General features: G+C 67.4%; 29 protein-coding genes. 16 read left to right on the forward strand and 13 right to left on the reverse strand.

From position 1 onward, the window contains the following. Positions 1–57: 57 nt before the first annotated feature. Positions 58–690 carry a hypothetical protein gene (locus tag HUA76_RS42130; RefSeq protein ID WP_174464116.1) on the reverse strand — a complete coding sequence of 211 codons (633 nt, stop codon included), beginning with the start codon at positions 688–690 and terminating at the stop codon, positions 58–60. Positions 691–952: 262 nt separating this feature from the next. After that, positions 953–1,573, reverse strand: a complete 621-nt coding sequence (locus HUA76_RS42135; RefSeq protein WP_174458745.1) for a glutathione S-transferase family protein — start codon at positions 1,571–1,573, stop codon at positions 953–955. A gap of 177 nt (positions 1,574–1,750) precedes the next feature. Between HUA76_RS42135 and HUA76_RS42140 the strand changes: the two genes are divergently transcribed. Further along, positions 1,751–2,611, forward strand: a complete 861-nt coding sequence (locus tag HUA76_RS42140) for a helix-turn-helix domain-containing protein (protein ID WP_174464117.1) — start codon at positions 1,751–1,753, stop codon at positions 2,609–2,611. Positions 2,612–2,732: 121 nt separating this feature from the next. On the opposite strand, the gene HUA76_RS42145 is transcribed toward HUA76_RS42140, so the two are convergent. Then, positions 2,733–3,632, reverse strand: a complete 900-nt coding sequence (locus HUA76_RS42145; protein ID WP_254614839.1) for an NmrA family NAD(P)-binding protein — start codon at positions 3,630–3,632, stop codon at positions 2,733–2,735. A gap of 119 nt (positions 3,633–3,751) precedes the next feature. Here HUA76_RS42145 and HUA76_RS42150 point away from each other — a divergent pair, with 119 nt between their 5' ends. Further along, positions 3,752–4,348: a TetR/AcrR family transcriptional regulator gene (locus HUA76_RS42150; RefSeq protein WP_174458748.1), complete on the forward strand. Its 597-nt coding sequence runs from the start codon at positions 3,752–3,754 to the stop codon at positions 4,346–4,348. A 69-nt stretch (positions 4,349–4,417) separates the two neighbouring features. Here HUA76_RS42150 and HUA76_RS42155 read toward each other — a convergent pair whose 3' ends face one another. After that, on the reverse strand, positions 4,418–5,311 hold the full coding sequence (locus tag HUA76_RS42155) for a LysR substrate-binding domain-containing protein (RefSeq protein WP_174458749.1): 894 nt from the start codon (positions 5,309–5,311) through the stop codon (positions 4,418–4,420). Positions 5,312–5,433: 122 nt separating this feature from the next. Here HUA76_RS42155 and HUA76_RS42160 point away from each other — a divergent pair, with 122 nt between their 5' ends. Next, positions 5,434–6,312, forward strand: a complete 879-nt coding sequence (locus HUA76_RS42160; RefSeq protein ID WP_174464118.1) for a PhzF family phenazine biosynthesis protein — start codon at positions 5,434–5,436, stop codon at positions 6,310–6,312. A 41-nt stretch (positions 6,313–6,353) separates the two neighbouring features. On the opposite strand, the gene HUA76_RS42165 is transcribed toward HUA76_RS42160, so the two are convergent. Continuing rightward, positions 6,354–7,241 (reverse strand): SDR family NAD(P)-dependent oxidoreductase, encoded by an 888-nt coding sequence (locus HUA76_RS42165; RefSeq protein WP_174464119.1) that lies wholly within the window; start codon positions 7,239–7,241, stop codon positions 6,354–6,356. A gap of 32 nt (positions 7,242–7,273) precedes the next feature. On the opposite strand from HUA76_RS42165, the gene HUA76_RS42170 reads away from it, so the two are divergent. After that, positions 7,274–8,218, forward strand: a complete 945-nt coding sequence (locus HUA76_RS42170; RefSeq protein WP_174464120.1) for an AraC family transcriptional regulator — start codon at positions 7,274–7,276, stop codon at positions 8,216–8,218. Positions 8,219–8,331: 113 nt separating this feature from the next. Here HUA76_RS42170 and HUA76_RS42175 read toward each other — a convergent pair whose 3' ends face one another. Next, on the reverse strand, positions 8,332–8,583 hold the full coding sequence (locus HUA76_RS42175; protein ID WP_174464121.1) for a hypothetical protein: 252 nt from the start codon (positions 8,581–8,583) through the stop codon (positions 8,332–8,334). Between the two features lie 94 nt (positions 8,584–8,677). Then, positions 8,678–9,169, reverse strand: coding sequence for a hypothetical protein (locus tag HUA76_RS42180; protein ID WP_174464122.1), 492 nt, complete (start codon positions 9,167–9,169; stop codon positions 8,678–8,680). A gap of 119 nt (positions 9,170–9,288) precedes the next feature. Here HUA76_RS42180 and HUA76_RS42185 point away from each other — a divergent pair, with 119 nt between their 5' ends. The 8 genes from HUA76_RS42185 to HUA76_RS42220 all read left to right on the forward strand — a co-directional run bounded on the left by HUA76_RS42185 (position 9,289) and on the right by HUA76_RS42220 (position 17,049). After that, on the forward strand, positions 9,289–10,047 hold the full coding sequence (locus tag HUA76_RS42185) for a hypothetical protein (protein WP_246137514.1): 759 nt from the start codon (positions 9,289–9,291) through the stop codon (positions 10,045–10,047). Between the two features lie 392 nt (positions 10,048–10,439). Continuing rightward, a complete protein-coding gene (locus HUA76_RS42190) occupies positions 10,440–11,903 on the forward strand; it encodes an SH3 domain-containing protein (RefSeq protein ID WP_254614840.1) in 1,464 nt (487 codons plus the stop codon). Between the two features lie 119 nt (positions 11,904–12,022). Then, the gene (locus tag HUA76_RS42195; RefSeq protein WP_174464123.1) at positions 12,023–13,090 is read left to right on the forward strand and encodes an alpha/beta fold hydrolase; all 1,068 of its coding nucleotides are present in this window, start codon (positions 12,023–12,025) and stop codon (positions 13,088–13,090) included. Continuing rightward, the gene (locus HUA76_RS42200; RefSeq protein WP_174464124.1) at positions 13,087–13,902 is read left to right on the forward strand and encodes a MerR family transcriptional regulator; all 816 of its coding nucleotides are present in this window, start codon (positions 13,087–13,089) and stop codon (positions 13,900–13,902) included. Before HUA76_RS42195 ends, HUA76_RS42200 begins: the two co-directional genes overlap by 4 nt. A gap of 408 nt (positions 13,903–14,310) precedes the next feature. Further along, positions 14,311–14,757: a hypothetical protein gene (locus HUA76_RS42205; protein WP_174458757.1), complete on the forward strand. Its 447-nt coding sequence runs from the start codon at positions 14,311–14,313 to the stop codon at positions 14,755–14,757. Positions 14,758–14,844: 87 nt separating this feature from the next. Continuing rightward, a complete protein-coding gene (locus tag HUA76_RS42210; RefSeq protein WP_174458758.1) occupies positions 14,845–15,117 on the forward strand; it encodes a hypothetical protein in 273 nt (90 codons plus the stop codon). 145 nt (positions 15,118–15,262) lie between these two features. Continuing rightward, positions 15,263–16,156 (forward strand): RNA polymerase subunit sigma-70, encoded by an 894-nt coding sequence (locus tag HUA76_RS42215; RefSeq protein ID WP_217440900.1) that lies wholly within the window; start codon positions 15,263–15,265, stop codon positions 16,154–16,156. A gap of 74 nt (positions 16,157–16,230) precedes the next feature. Beyond that, entirely contained in the window at positions 16,231–17,049 is an 819-nt protein-coding gene (locus tag HUA76_RS42220) for an alpha/beta fold hydrolase (protein ID WP_174464126.1), read from the forward strand. Between the two features lie 349 nt (positions 17,050–17,398). Here the strand turns inward: HUA76_RS42220 and HUA76_RS42225 are convergent, their stop codons facing one another. The 3 genes from HUA76_RS42225 to HUA76_RS46650 all read right to left on the reverse strand — a co-directional run bounded on the left by HUA76_RS42225 (position 17,399) and on the right by HUA76_RS46650 (position 18,965). Beyond that, a complete protein-coding gene (locus tag HUA76_RS42225) occupies positions 17,399–18,283 on the reverse strand; it encodes a hypothetical protein (RefSeq protein WP_174464127.1) in 885 nt (294 codons plus the stop codon). A gap of 8 nt (positions 18,284–18,291) precedes the next feature. Then, positions 18,292–18,654: a cytochrome c oxidase assembly factor Coa1 family protein gene (locus HUA76_RS42230; protein ID WP_174458762.1), complete on the reverse strand. Its 363-nt coding sequence runs from the start codon at positions 18,652–18,654 to the stop codon at positions 18,292–18,294. Between the two features lie 62 nt (positions 18,655–18,716). Continuing rightward, positions 18,717–18,965: an MYXO-CTERM sorting domain-containing protein gene (locus HUA76_RS46650; RefSeq protein ID WP_371745762.1), complete on the reverse strand. Its 249-nt coding sequence runs from the start codon at positions 18,963–18,965 to the stop codon at positions 18,717–18,719. A 62-nt stretch (positions 18,966–19,027) separates the two neighbouring features. On the opposite strand from HUA76_RS46650, the gene HUA76_RS42235 reads away from it, so the two are divergent. From HUA76_RS42235 to HUA76_RS42245, 3 genes are all read left to right on the forward strand, one after another. Beyond that, positions 19,028–19,171 (forward strand): hypothetical protein, encoded by a 144-nt coding sequence (locus HUA76_RS42235; RefSeq protein ID WP_174458763.1) that lies wholly within the window; start codon positions 19,028–19,030, stop codon positions 19,169–19,171. Between the two features lie 279 nt (positions 19,172–19,450). Further along, complete coding sequence (locus HUA76_RS42240) at positions 19,451–20,443, forward strand: hypothetical protein (RefSeq protein WP_174464128.1); 993 nt, start codon at positions 19,451–19,453, stop codon at positions 20,441–20,443. 96 nt (positions 20,444–20,539) lie between these two features. Next, positions 20,540–21,577, forward strand: coding sequence for a DUF3592 domain-containing protein (locus tag HUA76_RS42245; RefSeq protein ID WP_174464129.1), 1,038 nt, complete (start codon positions 20,540–20,542; stop codon positions 21,575–21,577). Between the two features lie 69 nt (positions 21,578–21,646). Here the strand turns inward: HUA76_RS42245 and HUA76_RS42250 are convergent, their stop codons facing one another. The 3 genes from HUA76_RS42250 to HUA76_RS42260 form a co-directional block, all read right to left on the reverse strand. After that, a complete protein-coding gene (locus tag HUA76_RS42250) occupies positions 21,647–22,444 on the reverse strand; it encodes an N-acetylmuramoyl-L-alanine amidase (protein ID WP_174464130.1) in 798 nt (265 codons plus the stop codon). A gap of 253 nt (positions 22,445–22,697) precedes the next feature. After that, positions 22,698–23,543 (reverse strand): signal peptidase I, encoded by an 846-nt coding sequence (gene lepB / locus HUA76_RS42255; protein WP_174464131.1) that lies wholly within the window; start codon positions 23,541–23,543, stop codon positions 22,698–22,700. Positions 23,544–23,743: 200 nt separating this feature from the next. Further along, a complete protein-coding gene (locus HUA76_RS42260) occupies positions 23,744–24,154 on the reverse strand; it encodes a RidA family protein (RefSeq protein ID WP_174464132.1) in 411 nt (136 codons plus the stop codon). 149 nt (positions 24,155–24,303) lie between these two features. Between HUA76_RS42260 and HUA76_RS42265 the strand changes: the two genes are divergently transcribed. After that, positions 24,304–25,218 carry a LysR family transcriptional regulator gene (locus HUA76_RS42265; protein WP_174464133.1) on the forward strand — a complete coding sequence of 305 codons (915 nt, stop codon included), beginning with the start codon at positions 24,304–24,306 and terminating at the stop codon, positions 25,216–25,218. Positions 25,219–25,281: the final 63 nt, after the last annotated feature.

Below are 25,281 nucleotides of genomic sequence, written 5' to 3' on the forward strand. Positions count from 1 at the left end.
CGAACCGCGCTCCCTGTCACCGCGTGAATGACGGGGAGGCTTCCACCTCTGGACGCCTCAGCGTCGGACGAGGAGTCGCAGACCGCCCATGAACCAGGAATGGAAGCGGGCATCCTGTCCGTCGTACCTGGCCAGGGTCCCCGTCACGTAGGGGCCGAACCACACGGGCCCCGCGACGTTGAAATCGATGCCCCCCTGAAGGTTGCCCACCTCGAAGCCTTCCAGGCGGCCATACGGCGAGGTCGGTTCGAGTTCTCCGGTCATGACGGAGGGCACCTGGTCGGCATCGAGGACGTCGTAGCCAATGCCCAGGCCCACCCACGGGCTGAGCTTCTCCGACCAGGGGTGGTGGTAGCTCAGGTTGAGGCCGATTCGCATGGCGCTCACACCGCAGTCCCCCTGGCACTCGCTGACGGCGAGCCCCACCGCGTACTGGAACGAGGCGCCCACGTAGAAGCGGGAGCCCAGGAACGTCCCCACGTCGAGCTGCGCGGGGACGATGCCCTTCACGATTTCGTCCAGGTATATGTCGTAGTGGCTGTCCCCTCCCTTCGCGATGCCGATGGGGAGCCCGTAGCCGGCGCGAAGGCCGAAGGAGAGCTTCAGGTCCTCGGATTCGGCCTGGGCGACAGGCGCCCCTGCGAGGATGAGCGTGATGATGGCCCCGAACGTGACAACTGAGTTGCGCATGATGTCTTCCTCTCGCGGTGATGCGATGTGAATCACCGCCGGGCCCAGAGCGGGGTCGGCCTCCCTCGCCTGGCCCGACGAGGCGCCAGTGCAAGCGCGGTGCCTTCCCTGTTCTCCAGGTGACACCAGGATGGACCGTGAAGACAGCACGACTCGGGGACTCAGAATTTCGCGGCAATGCGCCAGGGAGGCCGTGCTCCAGGGGAGGCATGACTTGTGTGTCGCAGCCTGGCTGAGGCACGGGTGGTGATGCGGGGAGTGCTCAACGGGCCCTGGCCGTTGGCCATACCGGCATCTTCACGAAGCCCGGCAGTTGCTCGACACGCGCCAGCCAGGCGGTGACTCCAGGGTAGTCGTCGAGGGCGATTCCTCCCTGGTACGAGAGGCTCACCAGAGGATGACAAGCCACGTCCGCCAGCGTCGGACGCCCGAGCTCAAGCCAGCCCCCGTCGGTCAGACGTCGCTCCAGCACCTGCAGGGCCGAGCGCGCTCGCGACTGCGCGGCGGGGAGGTCGCAGGCCACTCCGAAGGCCAGGTGGTTGCGCGCGAAGCCAATGCCGTTGTGCAGCTCATTGGCATCCATGAACAGCCATTGCATCACTCCCGCCGCCTCCGCGGGCTCTCGCGGCAGCCAGACGTCAGCGCGGTCATAGGTCCGGGCAAGGTAGTAGACAATGGCGTGACTGTCTCGCAGCACGAGTTCACCGTCGGTCAGCACCGGGACCTGCCCGAGCGGATTGAGCGCCAGGAATTCGGGGCGTCGATGCTCGCCGACGACCAGGTTCACCATCTGCTCGCGGTAGTCGAGCCCCAGCAGGGAGAGGAACAGCCGCACGCGGTGCGTGTTACCGGACAGGGGAAAGCCATGAAGGATGCGCGTCATGAAGCCTCCTGGAGAGGACTGAGCTGGGGTTGCACGTCGCGCGGCGATGGCGACGCGGGCCACTGTGGAGTCGTCGCGTGGGCGCGGCAACCACCTCGGAGGTAGTTGTCGCCATCACCGCATCAGCCCCACACTCCCCGCGTCCGCCATCTCGTCTTCCTCACGGAGGGGTCACTCATGGCTTCACGTCCGCAAGCGCTGCCGGAGCTGAACCCAGGCTCGTCCTTCGCCGAGCAGCTCAAGCGCTGGCGACAGCTGCGCAGGCTCTCGCAGATGGAGCTGTCCCTGCAGGCGAACGTCTCGCAGAAGCACGTCAGCTACCTCGAGCTGGGGCGGGCGAGGCCCAGCCGCGCCATGGTCCTGCTGCTAGCGCACGTGCTCGATCTCCCCCTGCACGAGCGCAACGTGTTCCTGGAAGCCGCTGGCTTCACCGGAGCCTTCAGCCGGAGCACCCTGGATGACCCCTCGATGCGGCCGGTGGTCGAGGCCGTCGATGTCATGCTCACCCACCTCGAGCCGAATCCGGCGCTCGTGGTCGACGGCGCCTGGGACATCGTCCGGCTCAACGCAGGCATGTCGCGGCTCACGGCGGCGCTGGCATTCGACCCGGCGCCACTGCAGCGCGCCGTGGGCATGGCGAGGGCGCGAAACATGATGCGCCAGCTGTTCCACCCTGCCGGCCTGCGCGGGCGCATCATCAACTGGACGGAGGTCGCGCCGCTGATGCTCGTGCATCTGCGCCGCCAGCATCAGAGTCGGCCGAGCGAGGCCCTCGCGGACCTCTACACCGAACTGCGGGGGTATCCCGGCGTATCCGCCCTGCCAGTTCCGTCATCGGCATCCACCGGCCTGCCGCCCATCACGCCCATCGAGTACGCGCATGGGACGTTCCGGATACGGCTGTTGTCGATGTGCTCGACCCTTGGCAATGCGCAGGACATCACCACCGACCATCTGCGCATCGAGTCCTTCTTTCCCGCCGACGACGACGCGCGGCGGCGCTTGAATGAGCTCAAGGCGGCAGGACGGAGACGGTAGGGTCTTCGGGCAAGACCTCAGCGCGCCCAGCAGGCCGCGCGCCGCCAATCCTGCCCACGGCACCGCGTGGAGAGAGACTTCGCCCTTCGCCTCCTGGCGGAGTCCCGGCGATGAGGTCACCTCAAGGCCACGTGGCGTGGACCCATTGCGCGAAGGTCCGCGGCGAGAGGCCGAGGGCCCGCGCTTCGTCGGGGCGGGCCGGACTCGGATTTTCGTTCAGGTAGCGCTGCGAGTGGACGAACGCGGGGAGGAGGCCCTGTGCGAGTGCCTCTTCCGGAGTCAGGTCGGGCGCCTCGACCTTCGTCTTCCAGGCCTCCGAAAGGACCGCTGATATCTCGCGGAGCGAGCGGACATCACCGGCGAGTTCGAGGTTGCGGCCATCGAAGCGCTCCGGCTCGGCGATGATTCGCGCGACCGCCTTGCCGATATCGTCGACGGCGATGAGCGACAGCCGGGTGTCGGGTTTGAGGACGGTCAGCAGCCGATTCTCCACCCAGTTCGCGAAGAGGAATGACGGGCGCACGAAGTTCTCCATGAACATGGACGGCCGCAGCACGGTCCAGTGCGGGAAGCCGGCGTCCTTCACGAGCTCGTCGAGATACGCCTTGCTCTCCCAGTAATGCTCCAGCGTCTTCCAGCGCCCCTCCTTCCAACCGGGGACGCCGCGATGATGGTCGCCAGCGCCGGAGACCGATGTGTGGACGAACTGTGGGACGCGCTCGGCGAGCGCCGCCTCGACGAGGTTCCGCCCATGCCTCGTCTCGGAGTCGCCTCCGAGGTCCTTGAGGTCGGGCGTCTGCACCGAGAAGACCGCGTCGACGCCACGGCAGGCCGCGCGCAGCGAAGGCGGGTCATCAAGATTCCCCGAGGCAATCTCGACGCCGTGCTCCCGGAGCCCCGCCACTGCCGGCGCCTCCAGGTTTCGGACCAGCGCCCGCACCGCGACGCCGTCGGCGCGCAGTGCGCGTGCGGCCGCTCCGCCCTGTCTGCCCGTGGCACCCGTCACCAGAACCGTCTTCATGGTCCACCTCATCGCAACGCGGCCGGCGCTTTATTGCAACCAGTTCGTTGCTTTAACGAAGGTAACGGCCCCGGGGGGCAAAGCAACTTGTTCGTTGCTTTCGTGCTAGAACGTTCGGGATGGCTTCGAAACAGCAACGGGGCGAGCCGCTGGTCGCGAAGATTCTTGAGGCGACCCTCGAAGAGGTCGCGCGGGTCGGCTACGAGAACCTGTCAATCGAGGCGGTCGCCGAGCGCGCCGCCGTCAACAAGACGACAATCTATCGCCGCTGGGAAACACCGGAGGCGCTGGTGCTCGCCGCGTTCGAACGGGTGTCCGACCAGGACAGCTTCCCCAACACCGGCTCGCTCCGGGGCGATCTCCTCGACTACCTGCGCCGCTATCGCGCGGTCTGCCGCTCCCCCGTGGTGCTGTCGCTGATGCGCATGCTCTTCGCTGGCAGTGGCGGCAAGGGAGAGCTCTGCAAGGTCATCCAAGAGCGAATCGAACGCTCCGAATGCAACGCGCTCGTGATGTTCGAGCGGGCGGTGGCGCGCGGCGAGCTCCCGAAGGACACCGACATGCCGCTCGTTCGTGACCTCCTGCTCGGCAGCGCCCGGAATCTGATTTTGTTCCGCCATGACACCTGCACCGACGAGACGCTCGAGCGCGTCGTCGACGTGATGCTGCTCGGCGCCGCCGAAGGCGGTCGGCGAAAGAAGTCGGCGCGACGCTGAGGCACCCCACGAAGCGCATTCGTCCCATGCGTTGCACGCGGACTGGGACGACCCGCGAACAGGTATGAATCATGGGGGCGTCATCAGGTTGCGTTGAAACCACTCCCGGAGGGCGACGACGTCGGCACGGGAACTCAGGCCTGGCGCGCAGGCGAAGTGATAGGTCTCGCCGCGAAGAACCTCGACGAACGGCTGGCTCAGCAGTCCCGCGGACAAGGCGTCGGCCACCAAGACCCGGCTGACGATGGCAACCCCCTGCCCCGCGAGCGCGGCCTGAACCGCATGCAGGCCGTCCGTGAACCGGATGCCGGCCTCGGTATCCACCCCTGTGACTCCGGCCTCGGCACACCAGCGGGCCCACGTCGGCGGAGGTCTGGGCACACGCTGCCCGTCGATGTGGATGAGCTTCGCGCGGCGCAGGTCGCTGGCGCGCGTGAGTTTGAGTCTCGGGCTGCACACGGGGGCGAAGGTGTCGCGCTTCAGCACCGTGGCCTCGGCTCCCGGGAATGGGCCCCTGCCATAGCGGATGGCCACATCGACTTCGCCCGCTTTCAGCACCACGGGCGCGTTTCCGGCATGCAGCCGGAACTCGATGTCCGGCAAGAGGCGGCGGACCTCATCCAGCCGCGGCACCAGCCACTGGCTCAAGAACCCCGTGGTGGCGGAGAGTGTCAGCGTCACGGGAGTCGGGCCCTTGCGCAGGCGTGAGACAACCCGGCTGATGTCCGCGAAACCCGCCGCGGCCGCCTCGTACAGCTCCGCGCCCGCCGACGTCAGGGACACGGACCGTGGCGTCCGGTCGAGCACACGCACGCCCAGGTAGGCTTCGAGCTGCCGGACCTGGTGGCTGATGGCCGTGGGCGTCACGAAGAGCTCCGCGGCGGCGGCCTTGAAGCTGGAATGTCGGGCGGCGGCGTCGAAGGCGCGCAGCGCGTTCAAGGGAGGAAGCTCGTACGGAGGCATGCTGAATCCAGCTCATCTTCAAGGTGAGAACTTCGCTTTTGCGGCAGCACCCGAGCCTCATTAGGTTTCCGTCAGGTCCGAGCAAGGTGAATGTAGCTCATCTACGACCGAGGAGAAGACGCATGGCAGAGCTGGCATCCGGGCTGATCGATGTGTTCGCGGATACTCCGCTGAGCGGCAACCCTCTCGCGGTCGTCGAAGGCGCGGACGCGTTGCCCGACGACACGCTTCGGCGCATCGCAGGCGAGTTCAATCAGGCGGAGACGACCTTTCTCTTGAAGAGCACGCGCGCCGATTGGAAGTTGCGCTCGTTCACCGCGAACGGCTCGGAGATATTCGGAGCGGGGCACAATGCGCTCGGGGCCTGGCTGTGGCTCGCCGAGCACGGCGCCCTCGGTTCGTTGGATGCGCCAAAGACCTTCCAGCAGGAAATCGGTACAGAGGTGTTGCCCATCACGCTCGAGGCACGTGCGGGCCGCATCCATGGACGGATGAAGCAGTCCCCATTGAAGCTCTCTTCGTCACTCGATGACGTCGGCCCCCTGGCCGAGGCGCTTGCCGTGCCTGTCGCGGATGTTCTGACGCACCCGGCGCCCCGCGTCGCCAGCACCGGTGCAGGTCATCTCCTGGTTCGCGTTCGAGACGCGCTGACTGTTGATCGCGCTCGCCCCATGAGTGACAATTTGCTCTCGGTGCTGGCGGCGGCGGGGGCCGAGGGCTGCTATGTCTACGCGTTCGACCCGGCCGCGCCACGGACAGCCTATGCGCGCTTCCTCAACCCCACGGTCGGTCTCTGGGAAGACGCGGCGACGGGCACGGCCGCCGGGCCGCTGTGCGCCTACCTGGGTTCGGAGGACCTGCTCGCGGAGGACAAGACCCTCGTCGTCGAGCAGGGTGTTCACATGGGCCGGCGCAGTTTGTTGCATGTGCGCCTGACGCCGGAGCCCGAGCTCTCCGGCTCTGGGGTCGTGGTGCTTCGTGGGATGCTCACGGTGACGTGACACTCACTCGACGCCCACGTGCTTCTTATCCTGGGCGCGAGTCACGAACCCGGGCGCAGCATGGCCTCGGCGAGCCTCCAGACGCTGGCCGCCAGCTCGGCGTCGTACGCAATCGCTGTGGGCTGATATTTCTTCGGACTCTTGAGCGCGGCACCTCGCGCGAGCCGCACGTCCTCGTCGAGCAGGAAGCGAAGGCCATTTTCAGCCGAGCGTTCAGGAGTCGTCGCGATGAGCGCGTACAGCGCGCGGGCCCACCACGGCTGCTCGCGAATCGAGTCGGTTGTCGTAGGGCCCACGCAGGAAATCGCGATGCTGATGGGCAGGTCTTTCCACCTTCGCGCGGCCTCCTGAACGTGAAGGAAGCCGAGCACCTGCGACGACATGAGCGAAGCCGTGAGCGTCCACTTGCGACGCTCGAATTGAAGATCGCCCACATCCGGCACGAGCCGCGCGGGAGGGCTGGCGCCGATGTGAAGAATCCGTCCATCTCCGGACGCCGCGAGCGCATCGACGAGCTTCAGGTTGAGCCCGGCCCGCGCGAGGTATTGCAGGCCGAAGGCGTGTTCGTAGCCGTCGGCCGTCGACTGACGCGTCCGCGCCCGCAGGTCCACGTTCATCGCCGAGTGGATGAGGCCATCGAACGTCCTGCGCCAGGCCAGGATGTCGCGAGCAGCGGCTTCGATGCCCGCGACCGACGAGAGGTCTGCCCGTGCCCACCGCGCGTCACCGGCTCCGGCGTCACGCAGCAGCTTCGCCGTGGCTTCGCCCCGTGTGGCATCTCGGCCCAACACGAGCACGTCCGCGTGTCGCCGCGCCATCGCGAGCGCGGTGGCTCGACCAATGCCACTCGTCCCACCGGCGAAGACGAAGGCCTTTCCTCTAACGTCTCTCGACATCAGCACCTCGTGGAGTTCAAGTTCGGGTGCCATGGTCTCGGACGACCTGCTACGAAGCGTCTCGAATGGTTGATGGAACGTCCGACGATGCGCTGACGTCGCTTCTCTCCACCGTGAGGCTTCGCGCGAGCGTCTTCGGTGCGAGCGAGCTTGCGGCGCCCTGGGGAGTCAGCACCGAGGGTCTCGGCGCCTACGTCTGTTACGTCATTCCAGAAGGCAGCGCCGTCCTCTCCGTGCGCGGGACTCGCCGTGCCCTCCCCCTCCTGGCGGGCGGTGTCGCGCTGGTCCGCGCGGGCATGGCGCACGAGCTCAAGGACTCGCTCAAGACGCGCGCCGAGCCCTTCGAGCGGCTTCGCGCCAGGTCCAAGAGCGCGACCTCTTTCTTCCGCGGCGGCGGCACCGGCGCGCGAACCCAGGTCATCTGTGGGACCCTCGAGGTCGACGAGATTGACCGCGCCCTCTTCGACACCGCGCTGCCACCAGTCGTGAGCTTGAAACACGAAGAGCTCTCGGGGGCGACGCGGCATCTGGTCGCCGCGCTTACGTCCGAGGCTATCGACCGGAAGCCCGGGGCCTCACTCGTCCTGACGCGGCTGGCGGAGCTCCTCTTCGTGCAGGTCGTTCGCGCGTGCATCGGTCTCGATGTTCGGACCGCCAGTTGGCTGCGAGGAGTCGGACACCCGGCAATCACGAAGGCGCTGGCTGCGATTCATCGCGCGCCAGGAGAAGCATGGACGCTCGAACGTCTCGCGGAGGCGGCGATGATGTCGCGGTCGACCTTCGCGGCGACCTTCCACGACATCGTGGGGGAGACGCCGTTCGCATATCTCACGTCGTGGCGCATGCGAGCCGCCGCACAGCTCCTCGCATCGTCTGAACAGAGCCTCAAGGTGATTGCCAGCACCGTTGGCTATGCATCTGACGAGGCCTTCTCGCGAGCCTTCCGAGCGTGGGCCGGTATGCCTCCCGGCGCATACAGGGGGCGGTCGCCAAGGCGTGCGGACACGTAGCCGTCCCGCCTCGAACACCTGTGCAGCCGGCTTCCCATCTCGTCGTTCGAGCGCCTCCCCTGTTCGGTCCCCGCACTCGAACGGGCATCCCACAACGACCTTGGCGCGCACCGCTAACGCCTGTTGATGAGGTAGCGGAGGACCGAGCCGAGGCCGGAGAAACGAAATGAGGGGTCGATGTATTTTTCGATGACGTAGAAGGCGAAGTAGTAGGCGCGGCAGTAGGCCCAGATGGCGAGGCTGAGCAGGAGCAGGACACGCCACTCGGGCAACTGAAGGAGGACGAGCGCCGACGACATCAGTCCGATGACGACGAAGAGGCTCGCCTTGATCCACATCCATCGGTGCGATTGCAGGTCGCGCATGCGCGAAACCTATACCGCCGCTGAGACCTTCGACAGCGCAGGGGGCCGCGGGGCACCAGGCCTCGCCTCCGCATCAGCCGCGCTCGCTCTTCCCCTAGCTCTTCGGACAGAGAACATCATCGTCGTCCTTGATGTACGCCAGCAGGAAGTCCTCCAAACTCCCTAGCGGAAACTGGGGATCGTTGCCGCTATAGAGGCCGAGGACGAGGGACACATATCCCTTCCATGGCCCTGACACCCACAGCGCGTACCACCACGATTGCTGAAGGTAGTCGGCGAAGATGACCGACGCCTCCGTGGCGTTGCAACCGTACCCTGCGTCCCGCAGCACGTCGGCGGTCGCGCGAAGCTCCTCGGGCAACCAGAAACGAAACCCCCGGGAATCATCATCCGTTGGAAGCCCGGCGATGCGGAGGAACGCTTCGTACTCTTCCGGAAGTACGCCAGGAAGCGACCGCCAGGCGTCCGCGACGTCCTTCATCGCGACCGGCTGGACGTTGAGGTGCCGCTCCAGCCAGTGCTGCCGCACCTGCGTCGCGATATTCGTTATTGCAGCCATGGCGCGGCAATCCAATCCATCAAGCACTTCAACAGCCCCAGTGCTGCAAGCGCAGGTTTTCGACGGTAGCACGGGTCAATTTCGCTGCGTGTCCTGGACGAACCGCGAGGCGCGGTGGAGCAACAGGCGCGTGCTACCTTCGGTGGATGGCAAACCACCTCGCCTGCATCGGAATCCACGCCAACGACAAGGCGGCCTTCGGGCGCGTCCTGGACTCCCTGCTGGAGCACACCACGGTCGCGGGCACGACACGCGACCACGAGTTGAAGGTGTGGTCCGACACTTCGGGCGCGAGCTACAGCTTCGTCTTCAACCACGCGCACAAGGTGCAGTGCGCCATCCCGGGCTTCCGGGCGGAGTCGCGCCTGCGGGTCCGCGCCACCGACTTCGCCCTCCACGAGAGCTGCCGCCTCTGCGACCCGCTGAAGGCAGAGATGGTCGACTCCGAAGGCCACGTCCTCTACCCGTTCGCCACGCAGCTCGATGACCTCGCGCTGGTGCGCGAGCGCATCCGGCCCGGCATGGTGCTGGAACTTGCGCCGTGCGCCTTCGCGGAGTCGCTGCAGGCCTGGCCGGACGAGGCGGCCTACCTGACCTCGCGCAAGCCGGGGAAGGCGCTGCGGGGCTCGAAGCTCTTCATCCCCAATCCTGCCTCGCTCCTGTCGAAGAGCAGCACTCCTCCCCCGGTCGAGCCCCGGGCCTACTTCGCCGGGCAGGTGGAGGCCGCGGACGTGCGCACCAACGGCGTCACCGGCCACCAGTTCCAGCACGCCCTCGTGCGGACCTATGGAGGCACCTATGACGTCCTCGCGGCGGCAGACGAGGCGACGCCCCAGCTACGGCCCGGCAACATCGTGAGAGGGACCTTCTGGCTGGTGGCGAGCGTGACGGCGGGGCTGGGCTGAGCCCGACCGCGAGAGTGGCCATGAGCTTGTGCGAGAAGCGCACCCGTGTGCCTCCCAAACCCGGTCGCCGCATCGCGGGCGCGTCACTGCCATGAGCGCCAGCGCGTCGCGGCCAGTGAACGAGCCGTGAACTCCGAGGCGACAACAGCCCTGACGGAGGGGCATCTCAGTGGGCCTGTGAAGGCGGCGAGCAGCCGACAAGGCGAGCCGTCCGTTCGAGGAGCTTCTGGAGCGACTGCCTCCCGGAGAAAACGCCGCGCGCCTGCGAAATAGCTCTCGCCAAGAGTTCGTTGTGCCTGAGGGTGAGCAGCCAGTTACAAGTGCGATGACCTGCTCGCCCCCGCGCGCATGCACGGCCACATGAGCCGTCTTCCCCTCTCGGAGTTGAACGAATGAGCCGCCTGGCATCCCCCTCCACTCAGCCTCGTGCGACGACGTGCCGGGCTGGCGCACGCACATGGCGCACGCGGATTCTCTCGCTCGCGGTGATGGGGACCACCGCCAGCCTTGCCGCCTGCGCCGCGCCGTCCGCGCTCGCCGTGTCTCCATCCGGGGTGCCCGCGTTCAGCGAAGACATGCTGTCGCCCGAGTTCTGGATTCGCCGCGCGCCATCTCCCGACGAGGTGCTGCTCGATGCCAGCCAGGTGGCGGCCAAGCGCATGCGCGCCTTCGGTCCGGATGGCGGCCTGATCGACCTGAAGCGCATCCCGGCCACGCTGACGCGGGCGCAGGTCGCCGGCTGGGTCAAGGATGCGCAGCAGACGCCCATCCAGGCAGTCATCGACGAACAGGGCCGACCGGTGACGGAGGCAATGCTCGAAGAGCCGCGCCAGAACACCGCGACCGAACACATCCCCGAAGCCTCCACCGCGCGCCACGGCCTCAGCGTGCGGCGCACGACCCTGCGGTCACTGCCGTCCGACCGGAAGTTCTTCGCGGCGGAGAACCTGCGCGACTACGAAAGCCTGCAGGCCGGCATCCTCTTCCCAGGCGAGCCGGTCGTCATCGCGCACCACAGCGCGGACCAGCAATGGCTGTTCGTCATGACGACCCAGGGTCCCGCATGGGTCCGGCGCGCCGATGTCGCGGAAGGCTCGGCGGACGCGGTGTTCTCGTACGTGGCGAAAGCGCCCGGGCGTGTCGTCACGGGCGACCAGGTGCGCACGGTCTCCACGCCGGAAGCACCCGGGGTGTCCGAGCTCGAGCTCGACATGGGGGTCGCGCTGCCACGGGCCGACGTGGCACCCGGTGAGCCGGTCAACGGCGCCAGCAGCTATGCATCGTGGCCGGTGCTGCTGCCGGTGCGCGAGCAGGACGGCACACTGGCGTTCCAGAGCGCGCTGCTGCGCCGTACCGCCGACACCGCGCCGGGCTATCTGCCAATGACACGCGCCAACATCCTCCGCCAGGCGTTCAAGTTCCTCGGCGAGCGCTACGGCTGGGGGCACCAGTTCAATGCACGCGACTGCAGCGGACTGACCAGCGAGGTGTACCGCAGCCTGGGGCTGTTCCTGCCGCCCAACTCCGGGATGCAGGGCAAGAGCGAGGCGCTGAATCACCGCCTCTTCACTGCGCAGGACTCGCACGCCGAGCGGCTGCGCGCGCTGGCCCAAGCGCAGGTGGGTGACCTCATCGTCGTTCCCGGTCACGTCTTGATGATCATCGGCCACGTGGATGGCGAGCCCTACGTCATCCAGGATGTCCCTTTTGCCGTGTTCAAGGACCCGGCCACGCAGCAGCTCCGCAAGACGAAGCTGAACCAGGTGTCGGTCACGCCTCTGCTGCCGCTGTATGCCGACGACACGACCCTGTACGTGGACGCCATGACGAGCCTCGTACACGTCACGCGGCCATAGGCCCGGCCGCGGGCGATGAATTCCATGCTCGCGTGGGCCTCCTCCGCTTGACTCTCCCCCAAGGGGAGACCGCCACCCTCCGCTCCATGTCACCCGGAAACAGGTCGCGGAGGATGGTCATGGTAGGAGTTCTTGGAACACTCGTCCTGCTGGTCGCGGCGGCAGCGGGCACCTGGTGGTGGATGGGGCGAGCGCTCTTCCAACCAGGCACCGTGGAGCAGTTGCTGGCCGCGCGGGGCGAAACGCTGGACGTTCCCCCAGGACAACGTGCGGATGGGCCGTCCTGGCAGGTGTCGCCGGACGTGAGGCTCCACCACGTGGCCGTGGGTGATGGGCGGGACGTCGTCGTCGTGCATGGCGGCCCTGGACTCCCGCCAGCGGAACCCTGGCGCGGGGCGACCATGACGGGTGACGCCCTGCGCTGGCACTTCTATGACCAGCGAGGCTGCGGCGCCTCGTCGCGGCCCTTCACCCACGCTCCCCCTGGCGGCACGTGGCAGGCCATGCAGGCGGTGGAGCTGCGACTGGGACTCGCCGCGCAGCTCGCGGACCTCGAGCGCATCCGGCGCCTGCTGGGCAAGGAGCGCCTCACGTTGGTGGGACACTCCTTCGGAGCCCTGGTGGCCGCGCTCTACGCCGCGGAGTGGCCGGAGCGGGTGGAGGCCCTCGTGCTGGTGGCACCCGCGCCGTTGGTGACGATGCCCGCGGGTGATGGCGACCTGTTCACCCAGGTGCGGGCCCGGTTGGACGCAACGGGCCAACGCGAGCTGGCGGCGTGGATGAAGCACACCTTCGACTTCCCTGCCCGCCTGAAGGACGACGAGGCCCGACTCGCCGAGCACTTCGCCGCCTTCGGCCCCCTGTACGCCCAGGCCACGCGGCACGCCCGCCCCGACGCGAAGCTTCCAGGCGCCGGTGCCGCGGGAGGCTTTCTCTCGCTGGGGCTCTACCTGAGCCTGGGCCGACATCACGACTGGACGGACTGGTTGCGGCGGGTGCGCGCGCCCACGCTCGTCATCCATGGCGCCCAGGACCTCCAGCCGCGCTCGGCCACGGAGCGTGTGGTAGAGGCGATTCCCCACGCGCGACTGGTGGAGCTGGCGGACAGCGGGCACTTCCCTTTCGAGGAGCAACCCGAGTCCTTCGCGGCCACTGTGCGCGCCTTCCTCTTGGAGGAGGAGCGGTGAGCGGACTGCTGTATTCCATTGGCGAGACTTCGCGCATCACCGGGCTGACCGTGAAGGCCCTGCGCTTCTACCAGGAGAAGGGACTGCTCGAACCCTCGCGCGTGGACCCCTCCTCTGGCTATCGCTACTACACCGAGCGCGACATCTCCCTGGCCCACACGCTGCGCGCGCTGCGCGACCTGAAACTGTCCCTGGAAGAGATTCAGGGAGTGCTCACGGAGGTGGCGACGGGCGCCTCGCTCGCGGAGCAACTGGGGCGCGCGCGCGCCCGGCTCGCCGACGAGGCCGCCAGCGCGCACCGCTCCGTGCTCGCGCTGGACACACTGCTGCGAAACCAGGCCCAGGCGGAGGCGTACCTGCGCGCACCGCCGCCACTCCTCGAGCGCTGGCTCCCCGCGGCCCGCGTCGCCGTGCACCGGGCCCGGGGACGGTACTCCGACGCGTCGGTGGCCTTCCCCAGGCTGTTCGCCGCGTGCGGACCCCACGTGGCCGGTGCGCCCTTCTGCCTCCTTCACGAGGCGGAGTACCGCGAGGAGGACGCGGACGTGTCCTGGTGTGTCCCCCTGGCACCAGGAGCCACTCCACGAGGTGTCACCATCGAGGAGGTGCCCGAAGTCCAGGCAGTCACGCTCGTCCACTCAGGGGCGCCCCAGTCCGTGGGCCCTTCCTGGGCTCGCCTCTTCGCATCCCTTCACTCGAAGGAGCGCACCCCAGCCCTTCCCCTGCGCGAGACGTTCCTGCGCGTGGACACACAGGAGAGCGCCTCCTGGTTGACCGAGCTCGCGCTGCCGTGGGAGGGGAGCAAGACCTGAGTCAGCCCCTCCCGATGGATGGGCTGAGCCAGTGCCTTCCTTGGAGCCACTGGAGAAGCGTGTACGCGCCAGGCTGTGCAGCCGCGTTCACATCGACCTCTGGATTGTGCAAGGAATTGCACAGCCCTGACATGGGCGCCGTCGAGGATGGGGAGACTGGGACAGGGCCAGCTTCTTGCTGGGCGACCGGGCATGAATACCCTCAGGCATCTGTCGACCTGGTCGTCGTTCGTGGCGCTCGGATGGGTCCTCCTCGCGCCAGGAGTCGGCCGTGCATCGGAAGCCGAAGCGTCGCCCGGTGAGATGGCGTCAAGCCCACAGCCTCTCAGCCCGGCCCCGCTGGTGGATGCGCCTCGGGAGGAGAGTGGTGGACGGTATGTGGGGCGCATCGCGGCCGAGGTGGGACTCATGGCCGCGACCTCGATGGCGGCGGCGATCCCCGGAATGATCATCGGCGCGACGAGCTTGCGGGAGGATCCACCGTCCCGCTTCGACTTCCTGAACCTCGATGGAGCAGGGCGTGGGTTTCTCGTGGGGGCCGCGATAGGTGCTCCGCTGGGCGTCTGGTTGGGTGGGCGGGCCACCCGGGGCCGAGGGACCTTCGGGGGCGTATTGCTGGGGGCTGGAACCGGGGGCGGCCTTGGGCTGCTGGCCTCGACGCTGGTTCCGAAGAAGCACGAGGATATCGCGCCGCTACTCTTCCCGGCATTCGCCATGGCCGGCTCACTCATCGGCTACGAGGTGTCCCACGCCTCGAACATGGCGCCTTCGGCCCCCGCCGCCGAGGTGAGCCTCCTGCCGGTGCTCGCCCTCGACGCGAAGGGGAGCATGCTGGGCCTGTCGGGACGGTTCTGACGACCCCGACGCAGGTGCTCGGGGCCACCGGGCGCGAGGAGCAGGCAGACGCGCTGGCGCACTGGCTGCGAATACACCTCAAGGTGGATGCGACCGCGCCGGAAGCGCTGCGCTCCGCCTGACTCACGACGCACGAGACACCGAACCCGAAGTGGCACCGCGTGGGAGCAGCAGGCCTACGTCAAAGCCTCCAACACGGGGGTCAACGACAACTTTGGCCTGCGCCTGGCGCTCTCGGCGGATGGCTACCTGCTGGGTGTGGGTGTCCCCTACGAGGACAGCAAGGCGAAGGGCATCAACGGCAACCAGGCGGACAACAGCAGCGAGGACAGCGGCGCCGTCTACCTCTTCAAGCTCTGAGCCGCCCTCGCGCGGGCCTGCATCGAAGCCGCGCCAAGCCCGCGTTTTCACTGGGGCCGGGGAGGAATCATCGGTCGACCGATGATTCCGGTCCCTCCGCGTCGTTTGGGTGTGGATGATAGAGACCACACCCTCCCCGCCCCCGATGACCGCCTTCGACGCGCTCGTGCGACCGCACCGCCGCGCGCTGCATCTCCACTGCTACCGCATGGTCGGCTCGTTCGCGGAGGCCGACGACCTGGTGCAGGAAACGCTGCTGCGCGCGTGGAATGCGCGCGATGCGTTCGACGCGAGCGGCGGTGAAGCCGGGATGCGGCGCTGGCTGTACCGCATCGCCACGAACGCCTGCCTCGACCACCTGCGAAGCTCTTCGCGGCAGGCGGCCTCCGCGCGCTCGTTCGCCGAGATTCCCTGGCTGCAGCCCTACCCGGACGTCCTGCTTGAAGAGGAGGCCGTCACGCGCGAGTCCATCGCCCTGGGCTACCTGGCCGTCATCCAGCGACTGCCGCCGAGGCAGCGGGCGGCCTTCGTGTTGTGCGAGCTCCTGGACTGGTCCGCGGCCGAGACGGCTTCCCTGCTGGAGACCTCGGTCGCGGCGGTCAACAGCAGCCTCCAGCGTGCCCGCGCCACGCTCTCCCGCCACGAGCCCCTCGCACGCGGCGACGCGGTGAGCGCCGACGAGCGCGCGCTGCTGGAGGCGTTCATCTCGGCGCACGAGAGCGGCGACTGCAAGGCGTCCATCGCGCTGCTCACGCGCGACGTGCGGGTGACCATGCCCCCACTGCCCGCGTGTTTCGAGGGCGTGGACCAGGTGCTCCCGCTCATGGAGCGAGCGAATGCCATGGGCGAGTGGCGACTGGTGCCGGCGTGGGCCAACCGCATGCCCGCGGCCATGAGCTACCTGCGACGACCGGGAGACCCCTCGTTCCGCGCCTTCAAGCTCGACGCGCTGCATGTACGCGACGGCCGCATCCACGAGATTACGACGTTCGAACCCAGGCTGATGGCCGCCTTCGGTCTGCCGGAGGTGCTCGCGTGAGAACGCTCCTTGTCGCGCTGTCCCTCCTCGCCAGCTCCTGCTCCTCCATTCCCTCCTCCCGAGGCGCTTCCTCCATGACGACCCCCACCCTCCCGACGAAGACCGGCCATGCCCAGGTGAATGGCCTGCGCCTCTATTACGAGGTGCGCGGCGTCCCCACTGACGGAGCCCTGCCGCTCGTGTTGCTGCACGGAGGACTCCACAACACCCTGATGGACGCGCCGGTCGCGACGCGCCTCGCGCAGGGGCGCCAGGTCATCTCGGTCGACCTCCAGGGCCACGGCAGGACCGCCGACATCGACCGCCCCTTGCGCTACGAGCAGTTGGCGGACGACCTCGCGGCCCTGCTCGACGAGCTGCGCGTGCCGCAAGCGGATGTACTGGGCTACTCGCTCGGCGGGGGCGTCGGCCTGCGCCTCGCCATCCAGCATCCGTCGCGGGTGCGCAAGCTCGTCGTGGTGAGCTCACCGTTCAGCAGTACCGGCTGGTACCCGGAGGTGGCCACGGCGTTCCAGCACCTGACGGGCGCGCTCGCCGACATGATGAAGCCCGCGCCGGTGTACCAGACCTACGCCGCCATCGCGCCCGATGCGACGGGCTTCGCGCGCCTCATCGACAAGACCGGCGAGCTCCAGCGCCGCCCCTACGACTGGTCCGTGGAGGTGTCGAAGCTCGCCATGCCCGTGCTCCTCGTGTTCGCGGACGCGGACTCCATGCCGCCCTCGTACATCGCGCGGTTCTACGAGCTGCTCGGCGGAGGCCAGCGCGACGGTGGCCTCGACGGCAGCGGTCGCCCCAAGTCGAGCCTCGCCATCCTGCCCGGCCACACGCACTACGACCTGTTCGAGTCCCCCGCGATGATTACAACCGTCGAGCCCTTCCTCGGGCCCTGACCTGCCGCGCGAAGCCGGACCTTCCGCGTCAGGCGCCCCCAATCCGGTCACTGCGTGATACGCGCGTCAATGCCTGTCCACAGCCCTTCCCACGTCCGGCAAGGAGCCCTCTGAAGTGCGACAGACGCCGCTGCATTCCTTCCGCGGTTGACCGGAGGGCGTTAGTTATTGGTGACGTCTATCTTCTTGAAAGTGCGGTTTGGACGGTCGACCTGGGGGTCGTTGCTCAGGGTGATGGAGGTCTGGGACAACGAGCCAACGGTGGTGAGCGCCCGGGCCTGTTGATTGAAGAGGAACGAATCGGGAGCGCCAGGATGCCTGCGCCAGGAGGGCGGCGTCAGGCCCTGGTTCAAGTGCCTGGGGCCGGTCCACCGAGACGAACTCCACGCATGGCTCGCACCGAGCGCGCAAGGCTCTCAATGGATACCGAGTGGCCGCGCTCCGCCAACAGCTCGACGAGCACCGCCATCGACGCGTCATCGCCGAGCGCCATGAGCGCCTGGCTGCGCGAATCACTCGCCAGCCACGTGAGCGCCGCGCGTGGTGCCAGGCCCTTGCCCTGACGCAGCCGGTCCTCGACCTCGGGCTTCAGCGCGGAGTGCCCTGCGTTCGCGAGGGACATCACGCGGTCATAGTCGACAGAGCCGTCCGCATCGAACACGGTGGGCTCGAACACTTCATCGAACGTCGCGTGGTCGTGGATGTCGGGGGTGAACTCGGTCCAACCGCGCGCCCCACACACCACCGTGCGGCGGCACCGGTCCGCGTCGACGCACGTGGTGCCATCCAGCAACACGAGTGCGGCTTCGCACGAGCGCGCCACCAATACCGCGCCGCCGTCGCCCCACGCTCCACTCACGATGCCGAGCCCGCCGCCGACAATCAGGTCGCCCTTTATCTCGACGCGTGCGCTCGCGGCGAAGCGCACGTTTCTCGCTCGCACGTCGCCGGTCACGACCAGCGCGCTCGACAGGTAGTCGTTGGTCCTGCACACGAGGTCACCACTTGTCTCGAGGTCTCCATCGATGACGACGGCCCATGGGCCGCGCCCGCTCTTGATGGTGTCCTCGCAACGCACGCTGCCATTGACGATGCGTGGCACGACGATGCCATTGGTCTCCGGGTCGTTGAAATCCTCGGTCTCCAGGAACGAGGTGAGCCAATCCGCTCCGGCAAACCGCCTGGCGACTTCCGCGAACGTCGTCACTTCACCGAGTTCATCGAGCCGAATCATGGGCCTGTTCAGAACTCGGCGACGACGTTGATGACCTTGCCGTCCTGCGCCATCACTCGAAGGCGGCTGAATCCCCAGACCTGGCTTGTCTGAACCGCCTTCACATGCAGCACGCCGTCCTGCTTGCTTCCCGAGAGAGCAATCTGCATTTCGGCGACTGCGTTATCGTCACGAGCCTGGGTCGTGCCCGAGAAGAAGAAGCTGCCACTCACGGGCGCGCCCAGTGTCTGGATGACCTGCTGATGGTTCACGACCCGCGCGAGTGCCTCCTCATGGGGAAACTGACCCCGGAACCACATGCCGCCGCAGCCGCAGCACATCAACGGAAGTCCCACCAGCGCTCCAAGCACCCACTTCAGCGTCGGCGACATTCCTGGCTCCCGGCCCGTCTGGGCCTGACGACGTGACGGGGAGCACTCTAAGCGTGTGCTGCCTATACCGATAGAAACGAACGGGAACCCCGGCGCGCAAGCCGTCCGAGGAGGAGCACGAGCGCGAAGGCAAACGGCGCCGAGGCGCCCGCCCCTGGATGCGCCTCACAGCCACATCCGGACGTCCCTGGCCTCTCATTACCGGTTCCAGGATCGACGGGAGGCGGCGACGCGCCCCTCCTGGAGGAACTCCAGAGTCCACGCCATTGGACGCCACCGCGACATTCCGTTCGTGGAGGCCCGGACCTCATAGGTCGAATGGCCCCCGCTCCACTGCTCGCCCTCGGGGCGGTAGGCGAAGTGGACCTGCCTCATGACGGAGGCCACGTCGAAGGGCGCGCTGACCGCCGTGCTCGTGGGCGCGGCGACGGACTCGGCGGGAGGTCGTGAGCGGCAGCCCATCCAGGCGAGGAGCGCGACACCCAGACAGAGGCGCAGGGCTCCCCTGGATGCGTGACGAGGGAAAGTGGAAGGCATGGCGGTCGTGAGGTGGGGGATGAGTGCTTCCGCCGGGCCCGGAAAGCATCGAGAGGAGCAGGTGCTCCCTGTTGAGTCGTGGACGCCAGCCTGCACCACCTGGGCCACGACGGTGTCTGCCTGATATTGCGTCCCGCGGGCGTCGTCTGCGCAAGGCGTTGCACGGTGCTGCGCAGCGGCCTGCTCGACCCGGTGGTTCACGCGCCGGAGTCCGTGGTGAATGTCGCAGGATGGAAACACCCCGAAAGGAACCGCACGCATGCCGCAGCGACTCTTGTTGATGCTCTTCGGAATGTTGGTGTCCTGCGCCACCACGCCGAGCCCCAGTGACGCGCTCAAGACTCCCGCACCGGTGCCCGGCCGACCGCTCGCGCTGCCGGTGAAGTTCAGCGAGGACCGATTCTTCGTGCAGCCCGTGACGCGCGAAGGGCAGACGTTGACGTTCTACACGGACACGGGGGGAGGCCTCTTCATCCTGGCGGATGCCGTGACGCGACTGGGCCTGCAACGGATTGCCAGAGCGGCAGGAAGTGAGGATTCCAAGGACTGGGTACGGATGCCTGACTTCCGAAATGAAGCCTGGATGCCAATGCCCGAAGGCACCGAGGGACAGCTCCCCGTAGCGGCAATGGAGAGGGTCCTGTCTGAACTCGGGGATGGATTGCTCGGTCAGGGCTGGTTCGCCGGACGGGTCTGGACCTTCGACTACCCCGGCGGAAAGCTGTGGCTGCGCGCGGCGAGAGACGTTCCGGAGGTTGCTCCCGCGCACCGGGTGGCGCTGGGGTTTCCTACGGATGCGACGGGAAAGCGGCAGGCGAACTTTCCTCGCATCCAGGTTCGGGTGGACGGAGAGACGCTCGACCTGCTCTTCGACACGGGCGCGATGCTGTCTCTCACGGAGTCCGCCAGGAAGGTGCTCGCGGATGAGCGGCCGGCGACCCGGGCGACGAACTTCATCACTCGCTCCACCTTCGAGCGCTGGCACCAGCGTCACCCGGACTGGCGGGTCATCGAGGATGGAGACACCTACCTTCCAGGCTCAACGCTCATCGAGGTTCCCCGCATCGAGGTGGCGGGTCATGAGGTCGGCCCTGTCTGGTTCACCACCCGGCCCGACCCGAACTTCCGTGAGTTCATGTCGCAGTTCATGGACAAGCCCGTCGAAGGAGCCTTGGGAGGCAATGCGCTGAGGTTCTTTCGCGTGACGGTCGACTACGACCAGGCGGTGGCCGTCTTCGAACGCGCTCCCTAAGAGGCCCCGGCGTCCGTCACGCAGGACCCTGCGGGAGGGGGGCCCCGTAGCGGACGTCCTTTCGTTCATTCCGGAGTATCCCTATAGGCTGGGGCCATGTCTGTTCGCGTGGGCTCGCCCCTCCTGATGATCGTGGTCGTGTTGCCGGTGACGGTCCTCATTGGGGGCCTGGACTTCTTCGCCATCTCCGCCATGGTCCGCCAGGCACAGGTGGCGAGCTGGCCCTCCGTGCAGGGCACCATCACCCGGAGCGAGGTGATGATGGTGCACACGAGCAAGGGCTCCAGGCGCGAGGTGAAGCTGGCCTACACCTACTCCGTCGACGGGCAGCCCTACGAGGGCGACAAGCACAGCTTCAACGCGGGGAGCTCGGGGATACGCAGGTACGAGGAGGAGCGGCTCGCGCGCTACCCCCCCGGGGCCAGCGTCCCCGTGTACTACCGGCCTGGTCAGCCCTCGGAGGCGGTGTTGCAGGCGGGCATGGATAGCTGGGGGCTGTTCACGCTCATGGGCGCGATGCCTTTCAACCTGGTGATGTTCTGGCTGTGGGTCGTGGTGCGGTGGACCCCGAAGGAAGACGAGCCGTTCCGCTTGTCCACCTTCATCCGGGAGGACGGCAGCGAGTGCGTGACGCTCGATGGGCCGCGGCCGGCCATCCGGGTGTCCCTGGCCCTGGTGGGCTCCTCCCAGGCGTGCTTCGCGCTCGGGGGATTCATGGGGGGATTCACCGCCCCGCTGCCCGTGGGCGTGGGGACCTGGGGGGTCATCATCGCCTGCGGTGTACTCGCCGGGCGGTGGGCGCGCGAACGGCTGAAGTCAGGGCACCATGACGTGCGCCTCCACACCCAGGCGCGAAGCCTCTCCCTGCCGCCCTTCTCCGAACGCAAACACCGGCTCGACGTCCGGTGGCGCGATGTGCGGTCTCTCCGCGTCGAACCCCAGCTTCACATGCCCAAGAAGGAGCGGGTGAGCAGCTATCAGCTCACGCTCCAGCTCTCCACCGCCGACGGCGAGGCGCGCCAGGAAGCCATCGCCAGCTTCCCCGACCAGGAGGAGGCAGACGCGCTGGCACACTGGCTGCGAACGCACCTCGAGGTTGGCGAGGGCGCCCCGGAAGAGCTGCGCTCCGCCTGACTCACGGCCCATCGGTGTCGCACGACACGGGCTCCGGGCAGGGGGCATGCCTGGAGTCCCGTGTGCCCCTTACCGCACCTTCTCGGTGGCGCGGGTGATACGCCCGAAGTCGAAGTTCTCCGAGGGGTCCTTCTTGTCGGGGTTGGTCTCCTTGTGGCCCACGACGTTCTTGGTGGGGACGTCGTAGCGCTTGGAGAGATAGGGCACGAGCTGCTCGAGCGCCTTGTATTGCTCTTCGGTGTAGCCATCCTTGCCGTCGCCGTCGTTGACGATTTCGATGCCGATGGAGCGGTCGTTGACGTCCTTCGACTTATCACCGTGCACAGCCCCCCCACCCGCGTGCCAGGCACGCTTCTCGTCGGCGACGAGGTGATAGATGGTCCCATCCTTTCCAATCACGTAGTGGGCGCTGACCTTGCCGCCGTTCTTCTTCTCCTTCGCCCATCGAGTGGCTTCACCGATGAGACCGCCCCCCTCGCCGGTGAGCGTCTCCAGGCTGCTCTTGTCGGACTTATCGGCGGTGTGGTGAAGGACGATGGTGTCGATGTCCGTTCCGTTGCGGGACTCATCGTAGCGGTCCGATCTGGCCGGACGGACTTGCATCTTCGGCGTCGGGTTTTTCGGGTCGGTGGACGGAGGCGTCAGGGGCGCCGGGTCCGGGCAGTTCGGCCCACCGGTACTGGCGTTCGACGGCGCCGGGCCCGGGTGCGGGCAGGGAGTTGTCCTTGGCGCTGGAACAGGTTCGAAGCTGTCCACGGGGCCCGGCGAGGGTGCGGGCCGTGGAGTGGGCGTGGGCCGAGGACTCGGCTCGTCCTTCAAGTAGCGGACGATGCTGTTGTCGACGATGCGCTTCAGGGGACCAAGCATGGGGAAATCCTGGGGTGTGGGGATGGAACGGGAGCAACCGTGAGCCTGCTCCTCTGCGAGCACTTGCCTGGTCCACAGAGCAAGGCGCAGGCCACCTCCAACCATGCGAAAGGACGAAGCCCCGCCGCCCGCGTTGTAGGCCGCAGCCTGCAACTGGAGCCGAAGCTGTTGTCTGGAGCCTGCACGGCGTCATCCGCCACGTGATGCGAACCCCGCCCGGCGTTCTCGTGGAGTTCCACACCGCCCTGAATGCTCACCGGAGCCATTGGCCGAGCCGGTCCCACCGAGCCCTGCCTTCGGGTGCCCACGAGAAGAAGATGTAGGAGCCCACACCGCGGATGTTGGCTTCCGGCACGGCGCCGAAGTAACGCGAGTCGAAGCTGTTGTCGCGATTGTCTCCCAGGACGAAGAGGTGCCCCTCGGGGACCTTGCAGCTCGTGCCCTCGAGTTCGAGGTGGGCTGGGCATCGTCCCTCTTCCGTCGGGAGGGACGCTCCTTCCCCGCCGACCTGGATGAGGTAGTTGAGTTCTCCCAACAACTCCTCGTACACCGCGCATCCGGGCGCCTGCCGCGGCGGGTCGGTTGCGATGCACGCGTCCTCGGTGAGCCGGCGCGAGACGGGCTGGCCGTTCAGCCACAGCCTGCCAGCTTCCATCCGCACGGTGTCACCGCCCAATGCGACGATGCGCTGCAGAAAAGGTCCTTCTGAAGTGTGCGGGGGGTCGAACACCAACACCTCACCGCGCAGCAGAGGGCGACGCCTCAGCGGAGGCGCGACCGTGGCGTCCGCAATGAGCACTTCTCCCTGCAGGAGGGAGGGATGCATTCCCCCGGACGGCATGCGCCAGGACGTCGTGACGCTGGCGCGAATCTCATTCAGCACCACGCTGCTCGCGAGCCAGATTCCCACCACTATCAGCAGCGCACGCCAGCGCGAGGGCACGCCCACGGCGGGTGGAGCCACACGCGCCACATCCACGACGGCCGCCACGTACAGCGCCAGCATCACCACGACGCCGACGAAGCCCACGAACGGCAGGCTCGCGCTGAGCACCACGATGGCGCCCACCCACAGCGCTCCGCGGAGCCACCGTCCCATGAGTGCATGACCCACACCGGGATTGAACAGCGCGAGGAGGGTCGCCACGGCCCTGCGCCGGAATGAGAGAGGCCGGGGCGGGGGCATGGCTGATTCAGTTTCGACCGTCATCGCTGGAGCATCCGCGAAGAGAGCGGGCCTGCACAACCGTCCTGGCCCCACTCCTCCGCTGTCGAATGGACGCTCGGTTACGACGTGGGTCAGCCCACGACCGCGGTGGCTTCAATCTCGACGAGGACGCCCGGCTCGAAGAGCACGGAGACTCCGATGAGCGAGGCCGGCGCTGGCGAAATCTGCAACTCAGCGGCGACCTGCTCGATGCCGGCGAGGAAGGCGGGCATCATCTCGGGCTTCCAGTCGACCACGTAGAACGTCAGTCGGACGACGTCACGGAACGTCGCCCCAGCGGCCGCGAGCGCGATGGCGACGTTGCGGTAGGACCGCGCCACCTGTCCCGCCAGGTCACCGCGTGCGACGAGTTGGCCATTCGCGTCGTACGCGACCTGCCCCGCGACGTGCACCTGCCGGGTGCCGGTGGCAATCGCCACCTGTCGGTATCCATATGCGTCGGTCTTCGGGAGTCCTTCGGGGTTGAGCAGGGTGACGGGCATGAGTGCGCTCCAGTGGGCTGTGCCGGGAAGCGTTTCGGGGACGTCGTCGCCCCGGCGTGAAGAGGTGATTGCCGGACTCGTATACCGAGGCCATTGACGAACGGCGTTCGCCTCTCCAGCGACGCTGGGGGCTACAATGAGGGACATCCATGAAACGCGCCCAGTTGGATGAGATTTTCGTCTTCATGTCCGTCGTGGACGCGGGCAGCTTCGTGGGCGGAGGCCGGGCCGTTGGCCTGACACGCTCGACGGCTGGCAAGGCCCTGGCCCGGCTGGAAGCCCGCCTTGGGGTGCGGCTGCTCAATCGTACGACGCGCCACGTGAGTCTCACCGACGATGGCCGTGTCTTCCATGAGCATTGCCTGCAAGTCCTGGCGGCCCTGGACGAAGCGGAAGCCAGCGTCGGTCAGCGCACGGGCCACCCCCGGGGAACCTTGCGGCTCACCGTGCCCGACGCCTTCGGCAGACGGCATGTCCTCCCCTTGCTGCGGGACTATCTGCGGACCTGGCCCGAAGTGCAGGCGGAGGTGAGCTTCACGGACCGCGTCGCGGATATCATCGAGGAGGGTTACGACCTGGCCGTGCGCATCAACACGACCAGCACCGACACGCGCCTGGTTTCACGGCTCGTGGCTCAACACCGGGCGGTCCTCTGCGCCGCGCCTGCCTACCTCGAGGCGCGCGGCGAGCCTGAAACGCTGGAGGAACTCGCGACGCATGATTGCCTGATATTCAGCAGCCGGACGCGACGACAACACTGGCAGCTGCGCAAGAAGGGCGGCTCCTCGGTGAAGGTGGAGGGGCGAAGCCGCCTTCGTCTCGACAGCGGCGAGGCGCTCAGGGATGCGGCCGTCGCGGGACAGGGCATCGTTTATCTTCCCGACTTTCTGGTCGACGAAGACCTGGCGAGTGGGCGGCTCAAGGCGCTGCTGCCGTCTTGCGAGACGGAGGTCGTCCCCATCATGGCCATCTACCCGAGCAAACGATACCTGCCAGCGAAGGTGCGACGTTTCATCGACCTGATGGTCGCGCAATGGAGCGCGAAGTCTCGCCAGCTCCCCTGAGCCAGGGCTTATTCCTGGGTGATGTCACCTTTGTGCACGCCATTGTCGCGGTGCTGGAAATGA

Origin of the sequence: Myxococcus sp. CA056, from assembly GCF_013336715.1 — a bacterium.
GTDB classification, from domain to species: domain Bacteria; phylum Myxococcota; class Myxococcia; order Myxococcales; family Myxococcaceae; genus Myxococcus; species Myxococcus llanfairpwllgwyngyllgogerychwyrndrobwllllantysiliogogogochensis.

What these genes read in the sequence shown, in the direction of transcription:
- HUA76_RS42130 (WP_174464116.1), bottom strand. Translation starts at nt 690, where the DNA reads ATGCGCAACTCAGTTGTCACGTTCGGGGCCATCATCACGCTCATCCTC.
- HUA76_RS42135 (WP_174458745.1), bottom strand. Translation starts at nt 1,573, where the DNA reads ATGACGCGCATCCTTCATGGCTTTCCCCTGTCCGGTAACACGCACCGC.
- HUA76_RS42140 (WP_174464117.1), top strand. Translation starts at nt 1,751, where the DNA reads ATGGCTTCACGTCCGCAAGCGCTGCCGGAGCTGAACCCAGGCTCGTCC.
- HUA76_RS42145 (WP_254614839.1), bottom strand. Translation starts at nt 3,632, where the DNA reads ATGAAGACGGTTCTGGTGACGGGTGCCACGGGCAGACAGGGCGGAGCG.
- HUA76_RS42150 (WP_174458748.1), top strand. Translation starts at nt 3,752, where the DNA reads ATGGCTTCGAAACAGCAACGGGGCGAGCCGCTGGTCGCGAAGATTCTT.
- HUA76_RS42155 (WP_174458749.1), bottom strand. Translation starts at nt 5,311, where the DNA reads ATGCCTCCGTACGAGCTTCCTCCCTTGAACGCGCTGCGCGCCTTCGAC.
- HUA76_RS42160 (WP_174464118.1), top strand. Translation starts at nt 5,434, where the DNA reads ATGGCAGAGCTGGCATCCGGGCTGATCGATGTGTTCGCGGATACTCCG.
- HUA76_RS42165 (WP_174464119.1), bottom strand. Translation starts at nt 7,241, where the DNA reads ATGGCACCCGAACTTGAACTCCACGAGGTGCTGATGTCGAGAGACGTT.
- HUA76_RS42170 (WP_174464120.1), top strand. Translation starts at nt 7,274, where the DNA reads ATGGTTGATGGAACGTCCGACGATGCGCTGACGTCGCTTCTCTCCACC.
- HUA76_RS42175 (WP_174464121.1), bottom strand. Translation starts at nt 8,583, where the DNA reads ATGCGCGACCTGCAATCGCACCGATGGATGTGGATCAAGGCGAGCCTC.
- HUA76_RS42185 (WP_246137514.1), top strand. Translation starts at nt 9,289, where the DNA reads ATGGCAAACCACCTCGCCTGCATCGGAATCCACGCCAACGACAAGGCG.
- HUA76_RS42190 (WP_254614840.1), top strand. Translation starts at nt 10,440, where the DNA reads ATGAGCCGCCTGGCATCCCCCTCCACTCAGCCTCGTGCGACGACGTGC.
- HUA76_RS42195 (WP_174464123.1), top strand. Translation starts at nt 12,023, where the DNA reads ATGGTAGGAGTTCTTGGAACACTCGTCCTGCTGGTCGCGGCGGCAGCG.
- HUA76_RS42205 (WP_174458757.1), top strand. Translation starts at nt 14,311, where the DNA reads ATGGCCGCGACCTCGATGGCGGCGGCGATCCCCGGAATGATCATCGGC.
- HUA76_RS42210 (WP_174458758.1), top strand. Translation starts at nt 14,845, where the DNA reads ATGCGACCGCGCCGGAAGCGCTGCGCTCCGCCTGACTCACGACGCACG.
- HUA76_RS42215 (WP_217440900.1), top strand. Translation starts at nt 15,263, where the DNA reads ATGACCGCCTTCGACGCGCTCGTGCGACCGCACCGCCGCGCGCTGCAT.
- HUA76_RS42220 (WP_174464126.1), top strand. Translation starts at nt 16,231, where the DNA reads ATGACGACCCCCACCCTCCCGACGAAGACCGGCCATGCCCAGGTGAAT.
- HUA76_RS42225 (WP_174464127.1), bottom strand. Translation starts at nt 18,283, where the DNA reads ATGATTCGGCTCGATGAACTCGGTGAAGTGACGACGTTCGCGGAAGTC.
- HUA76_RS42230 (WP_174458762.1), bottom strand. Translation starts at nt 18,654, where the DNA reads ATGTCGCCGACGCTGAAGTGGGTGCTTGGAGCGCTGGTGGGACTTCCG.
- HUA76_RS46650 (WP_371745762.1), bottom strand. Translation starts at nt 18,965, where the DNA reads ATGAGGTCCGGGCCTCCACGAACGGAATGTCGCGGTGGCGTCCAATGG.
- HUA76_RS42235 (WP_174458763.1), top strand. Translation starts at nt 19,028, where the DNA reads ATGACGGAGGCCACGTCGAAGGGCGCGCTGACCGCCGTGCTCGTGGGC.
- HUA76_RS42240 (WP_174464128.1), top strand. Translation starts at nt 19,451, where the DNA reads ATGCCGCAGCGACTCTTGTTGATGCTCTTCGGAATGTTGGTGTCCTGC.
- HUA76_RS42245 (WP_174464129.1), top strand. Translation starts at nt 20,540, where the DNA reads ATGTCTGTTCGCGTGGGCTCGCCCCTCCTGATGATCGTGGTCGTGTTG.
- HUA76_RS42250 (WP_174464130.1), bottom strand. Translation starts at nt 22,444, where the DNA reads ATGCTTGGTCCCCTGAAGCGCATCGTCGACAACAGCATCGTCCGCTAC.
- lepB (WP_174464131.1), bottom strand. Translation starts at nt 23,543, where the DNA reads ATGGGACGGTGGCTCCGCGGAGCGCTGTGGGTGGGCGCCATCGTGGTG.
- HUA76_RS42260 (WP_174464132.1), bottom strand. Translation starts at nt 24,154, where the DNA reads ATGCCCGTCACCCTGCTCAACCCCGAAGGACTCCCGAAGACCGACGCA.
- HUA76_RS42265 (WP_174464133.1), top strand. Translation starts at nt 24,304, where the DNA reads ATGAAACGCGCCCAGTTGGATGAGATTTTCGTCTTCATGTCCGTCGTG.